The organism is Pseudoalteromonas sp. NS-SX12 (genome assembly GCF_057367955.1).
In genome coordinates this window covers 2,072,213-2,087,511 of record NZ_CM170634.1, presented here as the reverse complement: position 1 = coordinate 2,087,511, position 15,299 = coordinate 2,072,213, and the positions used below count along the sequence as shown (strand labels likewise).

Below are 15,299 nucleotides of genomic sequence, written 5' to 3'. Positions count from 1 at the left end.
ATCGCTAAGTCTTATTTAGTCGACTTATTCTTCTGATGCTTTTTCTTCAGCGTTTTCTTCAGCTGGTGCGTCGTCTTTCTTAAGCGCTTCTTTGATGCTTAGACGTACACGGCCTTGGCGGTCAACTTCAAGTACTTTAACTTGTACTTCGTCGCCTACTTTTAGGTGATCAGCTACGTTGTTTACACGCTCTTCACTGATTTGTGAAATGTGAACTAGGCCATCTTTACCTGGTAGTACGTTAACAAATGCACCAAAGTCTACGATACGAACAACTTTACCAGAGTAGATAGTACCTACTTCTAATTCAGCAGTTAATTGCTCAACACGTGCGATTGCAGCGCGTGCGCTTTCGCCGTTCGTTGCAGCAATTTTAACTGTACCGTCATCTTCGATTTCGATTGTTGTACCCGTTTCTTCAGTAAGTGCACGGATTGTTGCACCACCTTTACCGATAACATCAGCAATTTTCTTAGGTGGAATGTTAACAACGTAGATACGCGGTGCAAACTCAGAAAGCTCTTCGCTTGGCTTGTCGATTGCTTGGTCCATTACTGAAAGAATGTGCATACGAGCCGCTTTTGCTTGGTTAAGCGCGATTTGCATGATTTCTTTGTTGATACCTTCAATCTTGATATCCATTTGTAGTGCAGTTACACCTTCTGATGAACCAGCAACTTTAAAGTCCATATCACCTAAGTGATCTTCATCACCTAAGATGTCAGAAAGAACAACAAAGTCGTCCCCTTCTTTTACTAGACCCATCGCGATACCAGCAACAGATGCTTTAGTTGGTACACCTGCATTCATAAGCGCAAGTGACGTACCACATACTGATGCCATTGACGATGAACCATTTGATTCAGTGATTTCAGAAACCACACGAATTGAGTACGGGAATTCTTCAAGGCTTGGCATTACTGCAGCAATACCACGCTTCGCTAGGTTACCGTGACCGATTTCACGACGCTTAGGTGAACCTACAAAACCAGTTTCACCAACACAGTATGGAGGGAAGTTATAATGAAGCATGAAACGATCAGTCTTAGTACCTGTTAGGTCGTCGATCATCTGTGCATCACGCTCTGTACCAAGTGTTGCAGTTACAAGTGCTTGCGTTTCACCACGAGTGAAGATAGCTGAACCGTGAGTACGCGGTAATACGCCGGTCATTACGTCTAACGCACGCACCATATCTGGTTCACGACCGTCGATACGCTTTTCGCCAGCAATGATGCGGCCACGTACGATTTTCTTCTCTAGAGAACCGAATAGTTTACCTACTTCTTGCTCGTCTAGTGATTCGTCTTCTGCTAGTTCTGCAGTTAGTTTTTCAACAACTTCAGCTTTTGCAGCAGAAATTGCTTCTTTACGTGCTACTTTGTCAGTGATTAAGTAAGCTGCGCCTACTTTCTCTTCTGCAATCGCTGCAATCTTGTCAGCAAGTGTTACGTTCTTCTCTGGAGCAGTCCAATCCCATGCTGGCTTACCCGCTTCAGCTTGGAATTCATTGATTGCTTTAATCGCTGCTTGTGATTGCTCGTGGCCGTATACAACCGCACCAAGCATCACGTCTTCAGAAAGCACTTCAGCTTCTGATTCAACCATAAGTACTGCGTTTTCAGTACCTGCAACAACTAGGTCTAGTTTACTTTCAACTAGCTCAGTTGCTGATGGGTTAAGTACGTACTGGTCATTGATATAACCAACGCGCGCTGCACCAAGTGGACCATTAAATGGAATACCAGAAATAGCAAGTGCTGCTGAAGTACCGATTAACGTTACGATGTCAGGCTTGATTTCTGGGTCAATTGATACAACTGTCGCGATTACTTGTACTTCGTTTACGAAACCGTCTGGGAAAAGTGGACGGATTGGACGGTCAATTAGACGTGCTGTAAGTGTTTCGCCATCGCTTGGACGACCTTCACGCTTAAGGAAACCACCTGGGATACGACCAGCAGCGTACATACGCTCTTGGTAGTTAACTGTTAGTGGGAAGAAATCTTGACCAGGTGCCGCTTCGCGCTTACCTACTACTGATACAAGTACTGCTGTATCACCGATGCTCGCGATAACTGCTGCATCTGCTTGACGAGCAACTGCGCCCGTCTCTAAGGTCACTTCATGTTGACCAAACTGAAATTTTTTAATAATTGGTTGCATTAAAAAATCCTTTATTTTGTATAGCTATTTGAATAACACCAATTACAGTAGTTAATCGTATTTGACGATAAATTAAGCGAGCAAAATCGATTAACTACTACAATTGGCATCAGTTTATTAAGTGAATGATTTAGCGTTGTTTAGCACCAAGCATTTCACTTGTGCGCTAGTATACTGCATAGCGCGAAAGATGGTAGTGTCGCAGCGTAAAAAAGCAGCCTATGTCATGCTTTTTTATGTCAAATGGCAAGGCTTTAATCTTATATATTGTCAAATTTCAGACACAAAAAAAGCAGCCGAAGCTGCTTTTTTGGCATCAAAGTGATTAGCGACGTAGGCCAAGCTCTTTGATTAGCGCTGAATAACGCTCAACGTCTTTACGCTTTAGGTAGTCAAGAAGGTTACGACGTTGACTTACTTTGCGAAGAAGACCACGACGTGAGTGGAAATCATGCTTGTGATCAGCGAAGTGACCTTGAAGCTTGTTGATATCGAAAGTTAAAAGTGCAACTTGTACTTCTGGTGAACCAGTATCGCCTTCAGCGCGTGCAAATTTAGCAACGATTTCAGCTTTTTCTTGAATGCTTAGCATTGTTAGACTCCAAAATTTAGTGAGTTAATTGAATTTACTTTAGCCGATCACTAATTCAGCCAAAGCGTTTAAGCTGGCGTATTCTACCAGCATTTAAAATTACTACAAGTAGCAGTAAATACTTTATTGCTAAGCGTTAGATAATCCACGCTTAGATTTAAGTTGGCCGTCACTATTGCGCTCACCAATGCCCATAAAGCGGTTATCGCTTTGACGGATAACTTTAAACTCACCGTCGGGTAGGTTTGGCATAGTTGCAGCCTGACCATGACTAAACGCTTTCGCCTGACCATCGGTTACCAACACTTCTGTCATACCATGTAATGCGGTATCCATTGGCAATAACAATGGATCAAGCTTTTCGCTTGGTGTGATGTCATTTGCTTTTGCGTCATCAAGAATCGCTTGTAATTCGTCAAGCGTCATCATTTGTTCAGCCGGATAATGACCCACTGCACTACGATGCAGCATAATAACGTGTGCGCCACAGCCAAGCTTTTCACCTAAATCGTCAACAATAGTGCGAATGTAAGTGCCTTTACTTACATGAGCAGTCATTTGAATTTCGTTATTGTCAAAATCAACTTCGTCTAGGGTTAAACTAAACACGTTAATTTTACGGCATTTACGCGGAACCTCGATGCCTTGTCTTGCATAGTAATATAAAGGTTTGCCTTCATATTTCAGCGCCGAGTACATCGATGGGTATTGGTCCGATTCGCCTTCAAATGATTTCACTGCATCAACTAACTGCTGCTTAGTGATATTAACTGGCTTAGTTTCAACAATTTCGCCATCTGAATCTGAGGTGTCAGTGCGTTCACCCAACTTAGCACGCACCACATAGGTTTTATCAGTGTCTAACAAAAACTGTGAAAACTTGGTCGCTTCACCAAAACAAATTGGCAACATGCCCGTTGCCAGTGGATCAAGTGCACCGGTATGCCCTGCTTTTTGCGCAAAGTAAATGCCCTTGGCAATTTGCAGTGCTTTACTTGATGAGATACCCGTTGGTTTGTTTAACAGTAAAATGCCGTCAATTGCACGACCTTTTTGCCTACGCCCCATTAGTCTTCTTGACCTTCTTGCGGTTCATCGCCACGCTTTTCGTTGTCGTCGCGAATTACTTGATCAACTAAATTCGAAATGCGCATACCTTCTAATAATGAAGTATCCATTACGAACTTAATTTCAGGCACAATACGTGCGCGAATACGTTTACCAAGTAATGAACGTACAAAGCCCTGTGCTTCGCCTAAAATTTTCATGATCAGTTTTGACTTTTCTTCGTCGTGATCATTAAGCGTTGTAACAAACACTTTGGCGTACGATAAATCACGTGATACTTCTACTGCGCTCACAGTGATCATACCAAGACGTGGATCTTTAATTTCACGTTGTAAAATAAGTGCCACTTCTTTTTGGATCTGTTGACCCACTCTATCTGTACGAGAAAACTCTCTCATAAACTTTTCTTATTCCTCTTAAATACTATTTGAGAAAATAGCATAAAGGGGGCATAAAGCCCCCAAAGAATTATCTAATTATTGAAGTGAAAGTTACAGGCTACGCTGAACTTCAACAACTTCAAATACTTCGATTTGGTCACCAACTTTAACGTCGTTGTAGTTCTTAACACCGATACCACATTCCATACCGTTACGAACTTCTTGAACGTCGTCTTTAAAGCGGCGTAGTGATTCAAGTTCACCTTCGTAGATAACAACGTTATCACGTAGAACACGAATTGGGTTATTGCGCTTAACAAGACCTTCAGTAACCATACAACCAGCGATTGCACCAATTTTCGGTGACTTAAACACGTCACGTACTTCAGCAAGACCAATGATCTCTTGCTTGAATTCTGGTGCAAGCATACCTGACATTGCTTGCTTAACTTCATCGATAAGGTCATAGATTACGCTGTAGTATCGTAAGTCTAGGTTTTCGCTATCGATTACTTTACGTGCTGATACGTCGGCACGTACGTTAAAGCCAACAACGATTGCGTTTGACGCTGCTGCAAGTGTTGCGTCAGTTTCAGTGATACCACCAACACCAGTACCAACAATCTTAACTTTAACTTCATCTGTAGAAAGCTTCACAAGTGCGTCAGAGATTGCTTCTACTGAACCTTGTACGTCTGCTTTAAGTACTACGTTCACTTCAGACACATCACCTTCGGTCATGTTAGAGAACATGTTTTCAAGCTTCGCTTTCTGCTGACGTGCAAGTTTCACATCACGGAATTTACCTTGACGGTAAAGTGCAACTTCACGTGCTTTACGCTCGTCTTTAACAACTGTTGCTTCATCACCAGCCGCAGGCACACCTGAAAGACCTAGAATCTCAACAGGGATTGACGGACCCGCTTCTTTAATTTCTTTACCATCTTCATCGCGCATCGCACGAACACGGCCGTACTCTAAACCACACAGTACGATATCACCTTGCTTAAGCGTACCTGATTGAACAAGTACAGAAGCAACAGGACCGCGACCTTTATCTAGACGTGATTCAATTACAACACCTGACGCCATACCTTCACGAACTGCCGTAAGTTCAAGTAGCTCTGACTGCATTAGAATTGCTTCTAATAAATCATCAACACCAGTACCTACTTTCGCAGAGATATGAACAAACTGTACGTCACCACCCCAGTCTTCAGGGATTACGTCGTGTTGTGAAAGCTCGTTCTTAACGCGATCTGGATCAGCGCCTTCTTTATCAATTTTGTTCACTGCAACAATCAGTGGTACTTCAGCTGCTTTCGCGTGCTGTACCGCTTCGATTGTTTGTGGCATTACGCCATCGTCTGCTGCAACTACAAGTACTACGATATCCGTTGCTTTCGCACCACGTGCACGCATTGAGGTAAACGCTGCGTGACCCGGAGTATCTAAGAAAGTGATCATGCCATTGTCAGTTTCAACGTGGTATGCACCAATGTGCTGTGTAATACCACCGGCTTCACCGTCTACTACGTTCTTAGAACGGATGTAGTCAAGTGTTGATGTTTTACCATGGTCAACGTGACCCATAACAGTAACAACTGGTGCACGTGGCGCTTGCTCGCCTTCGTCACCACGATCTGAAAGTACTTTCTCTTCCAGCTCGTTTTCTTTAACCAATACAACTTTGTGACCCATTTCTTCAGCAACAAGTGATGCTGTTTCTTGGTCTAGTACTTGGTTAATTGTTACCATCTCGCCCATTTTCATCATGGTCTTGATAACTTCTGTGCCTTTAACCGCCATACGAGAAGCAAGTTCAGCTACTGTGATTGTTTCGCTGATGCGAACGTCACGCGTTACTTCTTGAGTTGGCTTTTGGAAACCGTGTTGCAGTGACTGAGGTGCTTTAAGCTTGCCTTTTTTAGCGGCTTTACCTTTACCACGTGGTGCAGGTGCATCTTCTTTTTTCTTTTTCTTCTTGCTTGAACGACGGGCTGACTGCTCTTCTTTCATGTCAGACTCGTCTTCAGCAAGACGCGCTGCTTCAGATGAAGTGCTGTGGTAATCCGCCGTTTCTTCACGACGCTTACGCTCTTCTTCTTCCGCTTTCCAGCGCGCTTCATTTTCTTCTGCTAAACGCTTTGCTTCTTCTTCAGCACGCTTTGCTTCTTCTTCAACTTTACGCTTAGCCGCTTCTTCAGCTTCGCGTTGAAGACGCTCTTCTTCCGCTTTTTCTTCAGCGGTCATCTTAGGTGCTTCAGGTGCCTTTGCTTTTGGCTCAGCATTTGCTTCTGCTTTTGCTTTACGTTCAGCTTCTTCTTTTGCTTTGCGTTCTGCTTCTTGCTTCGCTTTCAATTCAGCCTCTTGCTTTGCTTTTAACTCTGCTTCTTGCTGTGCTTGTTGCTCAGCTTCGATACGTGCCTGCTCTGCTGCTTGCTCAGCCGCCTGCTCTTCTAGTGCACTTTTCTTAACATAAGTGCGCTTTTTACGTACTTCTACTTGCACTGACTTTGCTTTGCCTGAGCCACTTGGCACACTTAATGTGCTTTTGCTCTTACGCTGTAACGTCATGCGCGTTGGTGCACTTGTACCTTCACCACCATGTGCGCGGCTTAAATGATCAAGTAACTGCGCTTTTTCATCTTCAGTAACTTGATCTGACGGAGATTTCTCAATTCCAGCGTCTTTGAACTGTTGCACTAGCTTATCAACAGTTGTACCTATGTCGCTGGCGAGTTTATCAATACTTACTTCTGCCATTATTTACTTTACCTCCGTCAATAATTATTCGTCGCCAAACCAGCAAATATTACGTGCAGCCATGATTAGCTCACCCGCTTGTTCTTCGCTTAGTTCAGTAATGTCTACAAGTTCGTCCACACCTTGCTCTGCAAGATCTTCAAGGGTAACTACACCTTTGCTCGCCATTACGAATGCGAGGTGACGATCTAGACCTTCTAGGCCTAATAAGTCTGCTGCTGGCTCTGCGCCCTCTAGAGACTCTTCTGTTTTAAGTGCTTGCGTAGTTAACGCAGCCTTTGCGCGCTCGCGAAGTTCTTCAACTGTTGCTTCATCTAAGCCTTGAATTTCAAGGAATTCAGCTACAGGCACATAAGCTACTTCTTCAAGTGAAGAGAAGCCTTCTTGAATTAAGAACTCTGCAAAATCGTCGTCGATATCTAGACCTTCAGTGAATAAAGAAACCAGCTTATCTGACTCTTCTTCATTCTTCTTCTGCATATCTTCAACTGTCATTACGTTTAGTTCCCAGCCAGTTAATTGGCTTGCTAAACGTACGTTTTGACCGTTACGGCCAATCGCTTGCGCTAGATTATCGGCTTCTACTGCGATATCCATTGAACGCGAATCTTCATCAACAACAATCGACGCTACCTCTGCAGGTGCCATTGCGTTAATTACGTATTGCGCTGGGTTATCATCATAAAGCACGATATCAATACGTTCGTTTGATAGCTCAGTTGATACGGCTTGTACACGTGCACCACGCATACCCACACACGCACCTACCGGATCAATACGCTTGTCGTTTGACTTAACCGCAATCTTGGCACGTGAACCTGGATCACGCGCTGCAGATTTAATTTCAATCATCTCTTCGCCAATTTCTGGCACTTCAATGCGGAAAAGTTCAATTAGCATGTCAGGCTTAGAACGCGTTACAAATAATTGTGCGCCGCGTGCTTCTGGCTTAACTGCATAAAGTAAACCACGTACACGGTCGCCCGGACGGTGGTTTTCACGTGGTAACATATCATCACGGTAAATAACCGCTTCCGCGTTGTTACCTAAATCAAGTACGATTGCGTCACGCGTTGCTTTTTTAACAACACCGGTGATCATCTCACCTTCTTGATCTTTGTATGCTTCAACAACCAATGCGCGCTCAGCTTCACGTACTTTCTGTACGATTACTTGCTTCGCAGTTTGTGTTGTAATACGGTCAAACTTAACTGATTCAATTTGTTCTTCAACAAAATCGCCAAGCTGGATTTCAGGTTCATCAACCTGCGCAGCTTCAAACGTAATCTCGCGGAAAGGATGCTCTAAACTACCGTCTTCTTGTGGCTCTACCACCATCCAACGACGGAACGTATCGTATTCACCTGTTTTTTGGTCGATACTTACACGTACGTCAATATCACCTTCGTGCTTTTTCTTTGTCGCTGTCGCTAGTGCGAACTCTAGTGCTTCAAAAATTTTATCTCGTGGTACTGCTTTTTCATTCGAAACAGCTTCTGCCACCAAAAGTATTTCTTTTGCCATCTTCTTGCCTCGCTTGCCCTATTCCTTTCGCACGATTAAAACTTAGCGATGATGTTCGCTTTTTCAACATTCGATAGCATGATCATACAATCCGTACCGTCGATGTTAAGCGTAATCATATCGCCATTAACCTGGGTTAAGTCGCCTTTAAAATTGCGGCGACCGTCTTGTGGAAGCTTAGTGCGTAAACGCACTTCTTCACCTGTGGCTTTAACAAAGTGTTCTGGTTTAAATAATGGTCTGTCAATGCCTGGCGAAGATACTTCCAAGTTAAATTCATTCGTTATCGGATCTTCAACGTCTAAGATAGCGCTAATTTGTCTGCTGACATCGGCACAGTTATCTACATTTACGCCGTTTTCATGATCGATATACACGCGCAGCGTCGAATTGCGGCCCGCTTGCGCCAACTCTAAGCCCAATAATTCAAAGCCCATATCTTCAATGGTAGGCTCAAACATCGCTATTAAATCTTGTTCGAGTTTAGTCACAACATCTCTCCGTACAAACAAAAAAAGGGCATATGCCCCAACTTCTAGCGTTTCAGATACAACAACGCCCCGAACCAAGCGGGGCGTCACATCAAAAACTAATCTGTGTGGCCGTTGGCCAAGCTTGGTGCGGGTCGAAAACCAAATTAGGCAAATACTCTTTGCCTAAACGCAAAACGCGCATTAAGTAATGCGCGCAAGTTACAAAAGTAACAGGTAGTTGGTTGCGGGAGCCGGATTTGAACCGACGACCTTCGGGTTATGAGCCCGACGAGCTACCAGGCTGCTCCATCCCGCGCCAATGACTACTTAATTAGTCACGCAGTGCACGACTAAAAATATGGTGAGGATTATAAGCTTCCATAAGTCAATAAGCAACCTCTTATCAAGCTTTTATTGTTGCGATAATGTTAAATAAAAAACAATTAAAAAAATCATTAAATTCACAAAAAGCCATAAACGCCGTGCTACACTCGCGCTCCCCTGAAAAAGAACCATACGTTGCCACCACCGCCGATTTCCCAAAAGCCAATGCTTTTGCAGCGGTATAAGTGCGTTGCGTATGCCGACACAACTTTTTAAGGGAAACCATAATGATAAAAAAAGCACTTTTTTCAGCCATCGCATTGAGCTTTGCCACGACAACACTTGCCGATACCTGTGAGGGCTTTGGCCCGCAAACACCGCGCGATATTGATAACCTAGTTGGCGAAAATAAAGTGGTTTTCAGCAAAGCACCGGCCAAAGAACAGCTTAATTTATGTAATATTCACTTCCATAAAAATGCCGAACACAAAGCGAAAGATTTTTCTTTATTTGCAGGTGACGGTAAATATGGTGGTTACCAATGTAATATCTCTGAGTCACTTAGTGCCGCTGAATTAAAAGCGCCAAAAGGTAAAATTTGTAAAGGCTTAAAACCGGGTGACACCATTGAAGTGCATTGGGTACACACCTCATGTGATGTTAAACCGGGTAAAGGTTTAGGTTCATGCTTAAGTAACAAATGTGCAAACCCAGACTTACGCGTAGAAACTCAAGTATTTACCTTAGTAAATGATGACGATGCACTGGATTTTAACGACTTAAGCTACGACGGCAATGTCGTAAACGGTTATCACCAAGCTAAACATATTCCAAATAACACGGGGGCGCCAGTTGAGTTTTTAGGTTCAACTACAGGCCCAAGCTTTAGCGAAAAATCATGTTCACCACTTCAAGTTACATGGAATGTACGTCCACAGTGTGCAAAGCTAAATATCAATACTATTGGTAAATGGTGTGAAGCGAACGTATTTGAAGAAGATCACGCGCATGGCGTACGTCAGTTAGTGACCAATCCAACGTTATTAGCGCCAATTAACTAAGTTTTCGTTTCACGCTTACATAGCTTGTTACATTTGTTTTATGAAGGGTAATTTAATTACCCTTTTTTCTGCTTGACTTCATTCCCATTCCAAACGAATCTATAACTTCTTAAACGAAAACTTACATTGAAAATAAATGACACTCTTTAACTCGCATCTAGTATGGAATACATGGCAGGCCAACACGGTCAATGCCCTGCTACGTCGTACTTAACGCGGTTAAATGATTTAACCGCAGGTAAAAGCGGTTAGTCACTCCCCCCTCACTTCTTTTATCTGCCAAATTTAGGAACGCTATTATGCCTGTTAAGGTATCGTATTTTTTTGTCGTGCTAATTTGGTCAACTACACCGCTTGGCATTGTATGGAGCAGTGATTCTATTCCGCCAACCATGTCGGTATTTTTGCGCATGTTAATCGCCCTAGTACTCGGCGCATTTGTAATGGCGATTGCGAATATTCGCTTACCTTGGCATGGCAGAGCGATAAAGTTATACGCCTATTCAGCGCTTGGCATTTATGGCGGCATGATGCTCAGTTACTTTGCAGCGCAGTCCGTGCCTTCTGGCGTTATTTCACTGGTTTTTGGCCTTGCACCCATTTTATCGGGCTTGCTAGCGCAGCGTATTTTAAACGAAGCCAAATTTAGCAAAGTAAAAGTGATTGCCTTAATGCTCTCGGTGTGTGGTTTAGCGCTAGTGTGTAAAGATCAACTCGCTGGCGGTTCGGTGTTTAATGTGGGTCTTTTGTGTGTACTCGCTGCGGTGTGTTTCTTTAGCTTAAGCGGTGTGATGGTTAAAACCGTAAAGCTGGCTATTCATCCAATGGCAACCACCTTTGGCGCACTTATTATCGCAACGCCTCTATTTTTTATCACTTGGTTACTGGTGGATGGTACCTTTGCGCCAAGCAGTTGGAGTCATCGTGCCATCGCCTCAATTTTATATTTAGGTGTATTTGGTTCGCTACTTGGCTTTTTGGCGTATTTTCATGTGTTACAAAAGTTAGAAGCCAGCACGGTTGCCTTGATCACACTGATTACACCGGGATTTGCCATTGCACTGGGTACACTGTTAAACAATGAACCTCTGTCACTCTCACTAATTATTGGCGCGGTGATTATTGTCACTGGTCTTGGTTTATTTCAATTTGGCGATAAACTACTTAAAAGCAAAAAAAGAAGTGCATTGCGATATGACTAATACTTTATATATCACTGGAGCGGGCGTAAGTAGTGCCAGTGGTATACCGACCTTTCGTGGCGAAGACGGTTTTTGGACCATTGGCAGCAATAATTACACGCCACAAGAGATGGCAACCCGTGCCATGTACCAACATAATCCGGCGGAGTTTTTGGCTTGGTATTACACGCGTTTTGTAACTTACCGCAACCACGGCCCCAACAAGGCACACTGTTGGCTAGCCGACAAAAACCTCATTACACAAAATATAGACGGCCTTGATGGCAAAGCGGGCAATCAACATTACATTTCAATTCATGGCCGTATTGATCACGTTACGCTTTATCATGAACAAGGGCCGGTTGTTGAACGTTTTAACGCGCCATGGCAGGACGTTGACGAGCAAAACCTTAAAGCATCGTTACTCGATATTTTTAAGATTTCGAAACACGGGCCAGAGCTCAATGTGTCTCTAAAACCTTATGTTTTACTGTTTGATGAATTTTATACCGATTTGTACCAAATCACTGAGGCGCAAAACCGCATGTATAACACCGATAAAATGGTATTCATCGGCACATCGTTTAGTGTCAACATTACACAAATGGCGCTTGAAGTGGCACGTCAAAATGCTATTCCAATTGAGATAGTTGACCCCAATCCGGCTCATGTATTACACAGCGATGTCACTTATCACCAAATGACGGCGCTAGAATACATTGAAAAAGTAGGCTAGCGGTTTCGCGCTACTGCGCTTTTCACCAATTCAAATGGCACGGTATCGTATACCGCATATCCTGCCATTTTCGACGCTTTTACTTTTGTGAACACAGGTTGGGTTAAGCCTGTTAAAAAGCGTGCGGCTAGCGTATCGCTTAATTCAAACCCTTGCCCATTTAATGCAATATCTAATGGTGTTAAATAACCATTGATTTGATTTTCTATGAGCTGTTTTTGCGTATCAATATATTGCAACTTAGCAACTTGCCCACGGCACACACTGCAATGACCACACTGCTGTGGCGCACCTTGATCATCAAAATAGCGCGCCAAATTGTAACTTAAACACGTGTCTAGCTGAAAATAGCGCAACATGGTGTTGATACGCGCCACTTCGCTTTTTTCATTACTCGCAAAATAATCTGTTAGCTGACTAAGCAGCTCATTATTATCTAATAAGCTAGAATTAACGGCATAAACATCTACAAGCTGTTTGCTTTCAAGCTCAATATCGCCCTGCTCGTGTAAATACTCAAGTGCCGACAATACACGTGAACGGTCAAGCCCTGATTGCATGGCAAACTCGCTAACATCGATACTGCCCCACTTTTTCTTAAAGTCAGTTGCATCAAATAGCTGGTTTAAAAATGCTTGTCGCTCGGGGTTAAATTTAGCTAAGACGCTTGCTTTATCCGATTTGAAAAAATAGCGGTACTCAGCAAAATAACTGTACTTGGCGGTTAATAAACCTAACAACTCACATTGCACGAGCACCGTTTTTAACGTTAACTGGCGAATATTGGTTGTCTGTGACAGTGAATAAATTTGGCACTGCCATAAATTATCTTGGCTTTGCTCGCGTATGTCGTTAAAAAATCGCTGCAAACTCGTTGCTTCAGGCGTATCGCCGTAGACAAAGTTTTCAAGCGTAGTTACATCATCGAGATTACCCAACACAAAGCAATTAGCTGAGTTGCCATCACGCCCCGCGCGGCCAATTTCTTGCGAATAGTTTTCGATTGATTTCGGTAAATCATAATGCACCACGAAGCGAATATCGCTTTTATCTATACCCATACCAAAGGCAATGGTTGCAACAACCACTTGATTGTTGCTTTGCATAAATTGGTTTTGAATCATTTGACGTTGCTCAGCGCCAAGACCAGCATGATACGCGACTGCATTAATTCCCTGATCAGCAAGTATGGTTGCGACAGACTCTGCAGTTTGCTGCAACGTCACATACACAATGCCACAACCCTGTTGTAACTTTACAACATCAACTAGTTGCTGTGTTTTTTGCCCCGTAACCGCTGGGATCACCGATAAATCGAGATTATGACGATAAAAACCCGTTTGCACTATATGCTGTTGCTGGATTTGAAATTTAGCCGCCATATCCTGTTTAACTTTTTTTGTTGCGGTCGCCGTTAACAGTAATACCAGCGGAATATTCAGCTCTTCACGGTACTGCGGCAGCTTCAGGTAATCAGGCCTAAAGTTGTGACCCCATTCCGAAATACAGTGGGCTTCATCAACCACCAGCATAGAAATCGCAACCGAGTTAATAAACTGCCTAAATCGTTCGTTTTTAAAGCGCTCTACCGACACCATAAGAATTTTTATTTCGCCTTGCCTTACACGATTAACCACATCAAAGTAGCTATCTTTATCAAGGCTCGAATCTAAACTCGCGGCTGCAATGCCTTTGCTATTGAGAAAATCCACCTGATCTTTCATCAGCGCGAGCAAGGGTGACACCACTAAGGTTAAATGCGGTAACAACAGCGCGGTAAGTTGGTAACACAAAGACTTACCTGAGCCGGTTGGAAATACAGCAAGGCTTGAATGGCCTGCTAAAAGCTGCGAAATGGTTTGTCCTTGTCCTTCGCGAAAAACATCAAAGTTAAAGTGATGTTTTAGCGCTTGCTGTAACTGTGTTTGATTCATTTGGGCTCACTGAAAAATAATAATGGGCTGGCGAGTAGCAAGTTTATCGCAAAATCATGTTGCGAAAGGTAAAACTTTACTACAATCGTGCTCTTTGAGCTATTACAAGCAATTTATAATGACCTATTCAGAGATAGAACAACAAACCATTGCCATCGTTGATAAGCAACTTGATGCCTACAATAACCGCGATATTGATGCGTTTGCCGCGACCTACCACGATGACGTAGAAATTCATGCATTTCCTGGCGGATTGCAGTATCAGGGCAAAGACGAATTAATTAAACGTTATGGTGCTAAGTTTGCCTCGCTAGTGTATTTAAATGCCACGTCGTTAAACCGTATTGTGAATGGTAGTTTTTTAGTCGATAAAGAGCGTGCCTCTAGCGCATCACAAGACCCAAATATTATTGATACCGATGTAGTGGTGATTGCGAGCTACCAAATTGAAAACGGTTTAATTAAACGCGTATCCTTTATGCGTGACTAAAGTCTTTAAAAACTAACAAAAGGGTTAACTGTGAAACGACTATTTATGGTGTGTTTAGGCGGTAAAGTAAGCGGCTGCAATATCGAAATGCATGATATTCGTTTTGTCGTAGGCGACACCATAGAACAAACGTTTAACGCGCTGAAACAGCAATGGTGTGGCGATAAAGCCAAGGTGCATATCGACAGCTACTGTGAAATAAAACACATTGACGGCTTTGATATTTCGCTATCGGAGCACCCTGAGCCAAATCAACACACCCTGTTTTTTGTTAACTTAGGTGCGTATTACCCTGATCACATCATGGAGCAACACAGTTTTGAATTGATCGTGGCGCAATCACCCGAACAAGCAAAACAAATCGCACTTTCGCGTGTGCCGAACAATTTATCGAAACCACATAAAGACCGTTTAATGGCGGTGGATGATTTATTATCTATCGACTTAATTGATGGTTTTTATATCAAATTAAGCTATTCAGGCAAGCGCCAAGCAATCAAACCAGATTGGTTTGGTTACCACCCATTATAACTACGACTATTTTCGTAAAAAACACCTACTATTGCATTTAGAGCAAAAATTAACAAATCTAAATCACACTTTT

14 protein-coding genes and 1 tRNA gene are annotated in these 15,299 nt (G+C 43.0%); 6 read left to right on the top strand and 9 right to left on the bottom strand.

Going from position 1 to position 15,299, the window contains the following annotated elements; genetic code table 11:
- Window positions 1-24 precede the first annotated feature (24 nt).
- The 8 genes from pnp to AC2IOM_RS09595 all read right to left on the bottom strand — a co-directional run bounded on the left by pnp (window position 25) and on the right by AC2IOM_RS09595 (window position 9,285).
- Window positions 25-2,166: a polyribonucleotide nucleotidyltransferase gene (gene pnp / locus AC2IOM_RS09630; protein WP_486358230.1), complete on the bottom strand. Its 2,142-nt coding sequence runs from the start codon at window positions 2,164-2,166 to the stop codon at window positions 25-27.
- A 325-nt stretch (window positions 2,167-2,491) separates the two neighbouring features.
- A complete protein-coding gene (rpsO, locus tag AC2IOM_RS09625) occupies window positions 2,492-2,758 on the bottom strand; it encodes a 30S ribosomal protein S15 (protein ID WP_010559791.1) in 267 nt (88 codons plus the stop codon).
- 129 nt (window positions 2,759-2,887) lie between these two features.
- Complete coding sequence (truB, locus tag AC2IOM_RS09620) at window positions 2,888-3,826, bottom strand: tRNA pseudouridine(55) synthase TruB (RefSeq protein WP_486358229.1); 939 nt, start codon at window positions 3,824-3,826, stop codon at window positions 2,888-2,890.
- Window positions 3,826-4,224, bottom strand: coding sequence for a 30S ribosome-binding factor RbfA (rbfA, locus tag AC2IOM_RS09615; RefSeq protein ID WP_010559789.1), 399 nt, complete (start codon window positions 4,222-4,224; stop codon window positions 3,826-3,828). Before rbfA ends, truB begins: the two co-directional genes overlap by 1 nt.
- A 93-nt stretch (window positions 4,225-4,317) precedes the next feature.
- Complete coding sequence (gene infB, locus AC2IOM_RS09610; protein ID WP_486358228.1) at window positions 4,318-6,972, bottom strand: translation initiation factor IF-2; 2,655 nt, start codon at window positions 6,970-6,972, stop codon at window positions 4,318-4,320.
- A 24-nt stretch (window positions 6,973-6,996) separates the two neighbouring features.
- Window positions 6,997-8,496, bottom strand: a complete 1,500-nt coding sequence (gene nusA / locus AC2IOM_RS09605; protein WP_010559787.1) for a transcription termination factor NusA — start codon at window positions 8,494-8,496, stop codon at window positions 6,997-6,999.
- A gap of 35 nt (window positions 8,497-8,531) precedes the next feature.
- Window positions 8,532-8,987 (bottom strand): ribosome maturation factor RimP, encoded by a 456-nt coding sequence (rimP, locus tag AC2IOM_RS09600; protein ID WP_010559786.1) that lies wholly within the window; start codon window positions 8,985-8,987, stop codon window positions 8,532-8,534.
- Window positions 8,988-9,208: 221 nt separating this feature from the next.
- Window positions 9,209-9,285: transfer RNA gene (locus AC2IOM_RS09595), tRNA-Met, on the bottom strand.
- A 109-nt stretch (window positions 9,286-9,394) separates the two neighbouring features.
- Between AC2IOM_RS09595 and AC2IOM_RS09590 the strand changes: the two genes are divergently transcribed.
- From AC2IOM_RS09590 to AC2IOM_RS09575, 4 genes are all read left to right on the top strand, one after another.
- Entirely contained in the window at window positions 9,395-9,538 is a 144-nt protein-coding gene (locus AC2IOM_RS09590; RefSeq protein ID WP_486358227.1) for a hypothetical protein, read from the top strand.
- A gap of 42 nt (window positions 9,539-9,580) precedes the next feature.
- Window positions 9,581-10,354, top strand: coding sequence for a delta-class carbonic anhydrase (locus AC2IOM_RS09585; protein ID WP_394227807.1), 774 nt, complete (start codon window positions 9,581-9,583; stop codon window positions 10,352-10,354).
- 299 nt (window positions 10,355-10,653) lie between these two features.
- On the top strand, window positions 10,654-11,556 hold the full coding sequence (locus tag AC2IOM_RS09580) for a DMT family transporter (protein WP_486358226.1): 903 nt from the start codon (window positions 10,654-10,656) through the stop codon (window positions 11,554-11,556).
- The gene (locus AC2IOM_RS09575; RefSeq protein ID WP_486358225.1) at window positions 11,549-12,271 is read left to right on the top strand and encodes an SIR2 family NAD-dependent protein deacylase; all 723 of its coding nucleotides are present in this window, start codon (window positions 11,549-11,551) and stop codon (window positions 12,269-12,271) included. Before AC2IOM_RS09580 ends, AC2IOM_RS09575 begins: the two co-directional genes overlap by 8 nt.
- Here AC2IOM_RS09575 and AC2IOM_RS09570 read toward each other — a convergent pair.
- Entirely contained in the window at window positions 12,268-14,205 is a 1,938-nt protein-coding gene (locus tag AC2IOM_RS09570; protein WP_486358224.1) for a RecQ family ATP-dependent DNA helicase, read from the bottom strand. The genes AC2IOM_RS09575 and AC2IOM_RS09570 overlap by 4 nt on opposite strands.
- A gap of 118 nt (window positions 14,206-14,323) precedes the next feature.
- On the opposite strand from AC2IOM_RS09570, the gene AC2IOM_RS09565 reads away from it, so the two are divergent.
- Both AC2IOM_RS09565 and AC2IOM_RS09560 read left to right on the top strand, forming a co-directional pair.
- On the top strand, window positions 14,324-14,695 hold the full coding sequence (locus AC2IOM_RS09565; RefSeq protein ID WP_394227800.1) for a nuclear transport factor 2 family protein: 372 nt from the start codon (window positions 14,324-14,326) through the stop codon (window positions 14,693-14,695).
- A gap of 45 nt (window positions 14,696-14,740) precedes the next feature.
- Window positions 14,741-15,226 (top strand): DUF1543 domain-containing protein, encoded by a 486-nt coding sequence (locus AC2IOM_RS09560; protein ID WP_486359558.1) that lies wholly within the window; start codon window positions 14,741-14,743, stop codon window positions 15,224-15,226.
- Window positions 15,227-15,299 lie beyond the last annotated feature (73 nt).

Bases quoted from the DNA above. Each gene is read 5' to 3' on its own strand.
- pnp (WP_486358230.1), bottom strand. From the start codon at position 2,166: ATGCAACCAATTATTAAAAAATTTCAGTTTGGTCAACATGAAGTGACC.
- AC2IOM_RS09560 (WP_486359558.1), top strand. From the start codon at position 14,741: ATGGTGTGTTTAGGCGGTAAAGTAAGCGGCTGCAATATCGAAATGCAT.
- rbfA (WP_010559789.1), bottom strand. From the start codon at position 4,224: ATGAGAGAGTTTTCTCGTACAGATAGAGTGGGTCAACAGATCCAAAAA.
- AC2IOM_RS09590 (WP_486358227.1), top strand. From the start codon at position 9,395: ATGTTAAATAAAAAACAATTAAAAAAATCATTAAATTCACAAAAAGCC.
- AC2IOM_RS09570 (WP_486358224.1), bottom strand. From the start codon at position 14,205: ATGAATCAAACACAGTTACAGCAAGCGCTAAAACATCACTTTAACTTT.
- nusA (WP_010559787.1), bottom strand. From the start codon at position 8,496: ATGGCAAAAGAAATACTTTTGGTGGCAGAAGCTGTTTCGAATGAAAAA.
- AC2IOM_RS09585 (WP_394227807.1), top strand. From the start codon at position 9,581: ATGATAAAAAAAGCACTTTTTTCAGCCATCGCATTGAGCTTTGCCACG.
- AC2IOM_RS09580 (WP_486358226.1), top strand. From the start codon at position 10,654: ATGCCTGTTAAGGTATCGTATTTTTTTGTCGTGCTAATTTGGTCAACT.
- truB (WP_486358229.1), bottom strand. From the start codon at position 3,826: ATGGGGCGTAGGCAAAAAGGTCGTGCAATTGACGGCATTTTACTGTTA.
- AC2IOM_RS09565 (WP_394227800.1), top strand. From the start codon at position 14,324: ATGACCTATTCAGAGATAGAACAACAAACCATTGCCATCGTTGATAAG.
- AC2IOM_RS09575 (WP_486358225.1), top strand. From the start codon at position 11,549: ATGACTAATACTTTATATATCACTGGAGCGGGCGTAAGTAGTGCCAGT.
- infB (WP_486358228.1), bottom strand. From the start codon at position 6,972: ATGGCAGAAGTAAGTATTGATAAACTCGCCAGCGACATAGGTACAACT.
- rpsO (WP_010559791.1), bottom strand. From the start codon at position 2,758: ATGCTAAGCATTCAAGAAAAAGCTGAAATCGTTGCTAAATTTGCACGC.